Source organism: Novosphingobium subterraneum (assembly GCF_000807925.1).
Taxonomy (GTDB): Bacteria; Pseudomonadota; Alphaproteobacteria; order Sphingomonadales; family Sphingomonadaceae; genus Novosphingobium; species Novosphingobium subterraneum.
Map to the genome: position 1 here is coordinate 175,235 of NZ_JRVC01000009.1, position 6,152 is coordinate 181,386.

The 6,152-nt window shown below is 61.7% G+C and carries 5 protein-coding genes; 1 reads left to right on the plus strand and 4 read right to left on the minus strand.

Going from position 1 to position 6,152, the window contains the following annotated elements; genetic code table 11:
* Nucleotides 1–24 precede the first annotated feature (24 nt).
* The 4 genes from fusA to NJ75_RS11065 all read right to left on the minus strand — a co-directional run bounded on the left by fusA (nt 25) and on the right by NJ75_RS11065 (nt 4,397).
* Nucleotides 25–2,097 (minus strand): elongation factor G, encoded by a 2,073-nt coding sequence (fusA, locus tag NJ75_RS11050; protein WP_039334378.1) that lies wholly within the window; start codon nt 2,095–2,097, stop codon nt 25–27.
* An 80-nt stretch (nt 2,098–2,177) separates the two neighbouring features.
* The gene (rpsG, locus tag NJ75_RS11055; RefSeq protein WP_039334380.1) at nt 2,178–2,648 is read right to left on the minus strand and encodes a 30S ribosomal protein S7; all 471 of its coding nucleotides are present in this window, start codon (nt 2,646–2,648) and stop codon (nt 2,178–2,180) included.
* A 143-nt stretch (nt 2,649–2,791) separates the two neighbouring features.
* Complete coding sequence (gene rpsL, locus NJ75_RS11060; RefSeq protein WP_011444902.1) at nt 2,792–3,163, minus strand: 30S ribosomal protein S12; 372 nt, start codon at nt 3,161–3,163, stop codon at nt 2,792–2,794.
* A gap of 790 nt (nt 3,164–3,953) precedes the next feature.
* The gene (locus NJ75_RS11065) at nt 3,954–4,397 is read right to left on the minus strand and encodes a hypothetical protein (protein WP_156135767.1); all 444 of its coding nucleotides are present in this window, start codon (nt 4,395–4,397) and stop codon (nt 3,954–3,956) included.
* 287 nt (nt 4,398–4,684) lie between these two features.
* Between NJ75_RS11065 and NJ75_RS11070 the strand changes: the two genes are divergently transcribed.
* Entirely contained in the window at nt 4,685–5,707 is a 1,023-nt protein-coding gene (locus tag NJ75_RS11070) for a sensor histidine kinase (protein ID WP_039334383.1), read from the plus strand.
* Nucleotides 5,708–6,152: the final 445 nt, after the last annotated feature.

Sequence of the window (6,152 nt, forward strand, 5' to 3'; positions counted from 1 at the left end):
CCGCCCCTAATGCTATCCGTGCTCTTATGCAAGCTTCGCCTTGAGCTCGGTCGCGACGTTCGCCGGGACCTCGTCGTAGTGGTCGAAGAACATCGAGTAGTTTGCACGGCCCTGGGTGAACGAGCGCAGCTGGTTCACGTAGCCGAACATGTTCGCCAGCGGGACCATGGCGGTAACAGCCTGGGCGTTGCCGCGGCTGTCGGTGCCCTGGATCTGGCCACGACGCGAGTTGATGTCGCCGATCACGTCACCGAGGTATTCCTCAGGCGTGATCACCTCGACCTTCATGATCGGCTCGAGCAGCTTGATGCCGGCCTTCTGGGCGGCTTCGCGCATGGCACCGCGGGCGCAGATTTCGAAGGCCAGGGCCGACGAGTCGACGTCGTGGTACGCGCCGTCATAAAGCAGGACTTCGAAGTCGATGATCGGGAAGCCGATCAGCGAGCCCGTCAGCGCGGTTTCGCGGAAGCCCTTTTCGATCGCGGGGATATATTCCTTGGGAATGTTACCGCCCTTGATCTCGTCCTTGAAGACGAAGCCCGAACCACGCTCGCCCGGCGTCACCTTGACCTTGACGCGACCGAACTGGCCGGTGCCGCCCGACTGCTTCTTGTGGGTGTGGTCAAGATCGACCGGCTTGGCGAGGTATTCGCGATAGGCCACCTGCGGCGCACCGACGTTCGCCTCGACCTTGAACTCGCGCTTCATGCGGTCGACAAGGATTTCGAGGTGAAGTTCGCCCATCCCCTTGATGATCGTCTGGCCCGATTCGTGATCGGTCGAAACGCGGAACGAGGGGTCCTCGGCCGAGAGACGGTTGAGCGCGATGCCCATCTTCTCCTGGTCGGCCTTGGTCTTGGGTTCCACCGAGAGCTCGATGACCGGCTCGGGGAATTCCATGCGCTCGAGGATGATCGGGTGCTTTTCCGAGCAGAGCGTATCGCCCGTGGTCGTCTCCTTCAGGCCCGCGATGGCAACGATGTCGCCGGCGTAGGCCGCATCGATGTCTTCACGGTTGTTGGAGTGCATCAGCAGCATGCGGCCGACCTTCTCCTTCTTGTCCTTCACCGAGTTCAGGTAGCTGCCCTTGGTCAGCGTGCCCGAATAGATGCGGGTGAAGGTCAGGGAGCCGACGAACGGGTCGTTCATGATCTTGAACGCCAGCGCCGAGAACGGCGCGTCGTCCGCGGTCGGACGGCTGTCGGGCTCTTCGGTGTCGGGGTTGATGCCCTGCACGTCCTCGATGTCGAGCGGCGAAGGCAGGTAGTCCACCACCGCGTCGAGCAGGCACTGGACGCCCTTGTTCTTGAACGCCGAGCCGCACAGCACCGGCACGAAGGCCTGGCCGAGCGTACCCTTGCGGATCAGCTTCTTGAGCGTAGCCACGTCGGGCTCGTTGCCCTCGAGGTACGCTTCCATCGCCTCGTCGTCCTGCTCGACGGCGAGTTCGACAAGCTGCGAACGATACAGCGCGGCTTCATCGGCCATGTCGGCCGGGATTTCCTCGTAGAAGAACTCGGCACCGAGCGATTCATCCTTCCAGATGATCGCGCGCTGTTCGACAAGATCGACGAGGCCCTTGAAATCGCTTTCCGCGCCGATGGGCAGGTACAACACCGCCGGCGTAGCACCAAGGCGGTCGATGATCGTCTGGACGCAGTACTTGAAGTTCGCGCCGGTGCGGTCGAGCTTGTTGATGAAGCACATGCGGGGGACGTTGTACTTGTCGGCCTGGCGCCAGACGGTTTCCGACTGGGGTTCCACGCCGGCGACGCCGTCGAAGGCGGCCACGGCACCGTCGAGCACGCGCAGCGAGCGTTCGACTTCGATGGTGAAGTCGACGTGGCCGGGGGTGTCGATGATGTTCAGGCGGTGGTCCTGCCAGAAGCAGGTGGTGGCGGCCGACGTGATCGTGATGCCGCGCTCCTGCTCCTGCTCCATCCAGTCCATGGTAGCGGCGCCGTCATGGACTTCGCCGATCTTGTAGGACTTGCCGGTGTAGTAGAGGATGCGCTCGGTCGTCGTCGTCTTGCCGGCGTCGATGTGCGCCATGATGCCGAAATTGCGATAGCGCTCGAGCGGATGGCTGCGTGCCATGGTGCTATTCCTTGGGTCTATGGGGGAGCCGGAGAGGCTCCGCCCATATGGTTACGTTCGTGACCGTTTAAAGACGGACCTTACCAGCGGTAGTGGCTGAACGCGCGGTTGGCGTCGGCCATGCGGTGGGTGTCTTCACGCTTCTTGACGGCGTTGCCACGGTTGTTGGCAGCATCAAGCAGCTCGGCCGAGAGGCGCGCGGCCATCGTGGTTTCGCTGCGGTTGCGCGCCGCGGTGATCAGCCAGCGGATGGCGAGCGCCTGGGCACGCTCGGGGCGAACCTCGACCGGGACCTGGTAGGTCGCACCACCGACGCGGCGCGAGCGCACTTCGATCTGCGGACGGACGTTGTTCAGCGCATCGTGGAAGAGCTGGACCGGGTCCGCCTTCGCACGGGTCTGCATGGTTTCGAGCGCACCGTAGACGATGCTTTCGGCAACCGACTTCTTACCATCGAGCATGAGGTTGTTCATGAACTTCGACAGAACCTGATCACCGAACTTCGGGTCGGGCAGGATGACCCGCTTTTCCGGACGACGACGACGTGACATACTCTGTACTCCTTCGGAGTGCGGTGGCCCCATCCGGGTCCACCTTGCGGCTCCGGCCCGCTCCCCCTCCCGGCCACCCAGATGCTACCTTCGCAGGGTAGCCGGGCGGGGAAACGGGCCGGAACCGGACCTGACCAATTGGCTTACTTCGGACGCTTGGCGCCGTACTTCGAGCGGGACTGCTTGCGGTCCTTGACGCCCTGCGTGTCGAGCACGCCGCGCAGGACGTGGTAGCGAACGCCGGGAAGGTCGCGAACGCGGCCGCCGCGGATGAGCACGACCGAGTGCTCCTGCAGGTTGTGGCCTTCACCCGGGATGTACGAGATGACTTCGCGGCTGTTGGTCAGGCGGATCTTGGCGACCTTGCGGAGAGCCGAGTTCGGCTTCTTCGGGGTGGTCGTGTAGACGCGGGTGCAGACGCCGCGCTTCTGCGGGTTCTGCTCCATCGCAGGGACCTTGGACTTGGCCTTCTGCGGTTCGCGGCCCTTGCGGACCAGCTGATTGATTGTGGGCATGTGAAAACTTCACCTGTAGTTCTGGCGCTTCGGCAGAAGGTGAAGGATGCGGGCACCGCAAATGCGCAGACCGGGAAGGTGGCCGCAAGGCCCCTCCCCCAAACGCAATCACGAACCGAAACGCTCCACCCGCAACTTTCGTCACCGGGTTACTTTGACGGATTACCCGGGGTTACCCAGACGCACCGGCAATGTTCAGCTCAAGCCACGGGCACAGCCCATCGATTAAAAGGGGCCACACCTGTGGAAGGACGCGCCCTTAGGCGGGTTTGGGGGTGGGGTCAAGGGGTGGGCGTTCGCGGCAGCGGAGTGCGACAAAGCCGCCGGTGGCTGGATCAAGCAGGATCGGCCGGTTACGCAGCGAGGAGCCATATCTCCCACTAGCTGAAACTCGGCCCAAAGTGTCCTTGGACTCCTCCTTCCCGGGTAATGACGGTCTTCGGGTGCCAACTTAAGTCAGCAAGAACAGTCTTCGAGAAGAAAAGTTCGATGGTCGGTCGGGGGGATTTCTGAAGGGATCGTTCTTGCCTGGCCGACCATCGAATAAAGTCTCTGCCCCCCAGCAGGTAGGCCGCTGGCTCCGGCCTTTTTGCAAGGAGCCACCTAGATTTAACCAGGCCGCGCACGGCCCGGCACCTGATAAGACCATAGTGATGCCGATGCTGCAGGCGCGGTATGCGCAAAGCGCAATGGATCTCGTGGCACTGATCACCCGACATCACTGACAATCAGCCACTAGCCGACGCCGGGTTTGGTGATCATCAGCTCCGGCTCGGAGGAGTTTGGGAAACTATTGCGGGACGATTGCCGGTGGTCCGGCTCGGGTCGCTGCGTAATCCTCTTCGGCGCGAGACATTTTTCCTCTGCCATCCACGATGCGCGCCTCCGCAGCAGCCTTGTCGGCATATGCATCGCTGATCTGCTGCTCGGCCTTGACAACCTTTGCACGGGCGCGCGCCAGATCCCTCTCGCCTTTGGCGAGACTTTGGTCGCTTTTCCTGACCGATTCCTCGCCCTTGCGCACGCTGTTCTGCGCGTTGGACCAAGCTGTGCCGTATCCTTCGATAGCTGCGCCGCGATCGGACAACCGCTCCCCCGAGTTCCTGGGTCGCATATCTGAGGCGCAGGCCCCTAAGGACAGGAGCGAAAGGGCGAGAACTGCGCCAACGGCGCCCTTTACGTTGCCGGTCTTTCGTCCGGCAGAACGGATTGCGCCAGAGCGGTAAAGAGTCATGTCGATGCTCCCATCGTAAGCGGGAGCTCAATTGTCTCTCGGTCGGCGGCGCTTACGAAAAGGATGCCATGCCGATCAGTTCAAGATGGGGAGTTCTGACGCAAATGCAATGACGGCCCATCAGTGATGGTTTCTTGCCCATAGGAATAGGCCGAATTGATGCTGCGTTCTGAGCGCGAGATGGTAGGGTGGCAACAGGTCAGGTTCCCGCGCCCTTGCGACAAGCTTGATCTCACCTGCATTGGGTCGCGCTCCGGCGACTCCGGCGGCCCAAAAAGGCGCCTCTTATGTCGAAAGTCTCATCTTCATCGCCCGCTGCGGCTGAGAGTCTCGCGCTCGCGCTTATTCACTCCTCGCGAGCCCCTGTCCTCCTGATCAATTCGAACCTGCAAATCGTAGGGGCGAGCAATTCGTTTTGTAACGCTTTCGGCTATCAACCTGACAATCTGGCTGGTTGCGATCTGGACAAGCTGGGCGAAGGCGAATGGGGATTGCCGCAACTCCGCTCGTTGCTGCGATCGACTCTGCATGGAAGCGCAAGCGTAGATGCTTACGAGATGGACCTCGTGCGGTCGGATCATGCGATGGCACGCCTTGTCCTCAACGCTCACCTCCTTGACTACGACGAGGATGTCGCTCTGATAGTGCTGACGATAAGCGATGTGACCTCCGCTCTCCTTGCCGAGAAGATCAAGGACGACCTGATCAAGGAGAAGCAGGTGCTGCTGATTGAATTGCAGCATCGGGTTGCCAACAGCTTGCAGATCATCGCCAGCGTCCTGATGCAAAGTGCCCGGCGCGTTCAGTCGGAAGAAACGCGCCTGCACCTTCGAAACGCACATAACAGGGTCTTGTCGATTGCAACCCTGCAGAAGCAACTTGCGGTCTCAAGCGAGGACCAGGTCCATCTGCGTGAATACTTTGCAGGTCTGTGCGAGAGCATCGGAGCATCAATGATCGATGAGGAGGACAGGATTACGCTGAAGTCGACGACCGACGACAGTTTTGCGACGGCCAACGTCGCGACCAGCCTGGGCCTCATCGTTACCGAACTGGTCATCAATTCCCTCAAGCACGCATTTCCCAATCACGCCAAGAGCGGTGCAATCGCGGTGGATTATCACGCGGAGGGTGCGGCCTTTACCTTGACGGTGTCTGATGACGGCGTAGGCATTGCGAACAGCGAAGAGCCCATCGCACCGGGCCTCGGGACAGGCATCGTTGACGCACTGGCAAAGAACCTGGGGGCAACCGTCGTGACAACGCAAGCGACACCCGGGACACGGATCGCCATCGTCCGCCCAGAATGAATGCCAACTGCCACAGATCGCTGATTGCCCCCGGCGTTGAACCAATCCATCGCCGATCTAGGCCGTGCCACATCCCCACCGCACCGGCGGCGGAGCTTCGGGCGTTTCATACCTCCTGTCCCGTCTCTGCCAAGGCCAGCAGCCCTTGATTTCGGCCTCTGGCGCGAAGCTCAGGAAGGTGCGGATCAGGACGATTATGGCGAGGAGGTCTGGGCGCTTCGTTACGTGGGCTTGAACCGATTGAGGCCCCCGCCTTCGCGGTGGAGCGGGGGTGTGGGTCTGGCGCGGGGGATGGGTCGGTGATGTTGGCGCTTTTGTCGTGGGCGGGTTTTGGGTGCCCAGCCCTGGCCTCTTCTGGGACCTTGGTGCTTATGCCCACCCCCAACCCCTCCCGCCTGCGGGAGGGGAGACTTGTTGGGATGGCCTTCCGGTGGCGGGGTGGGGC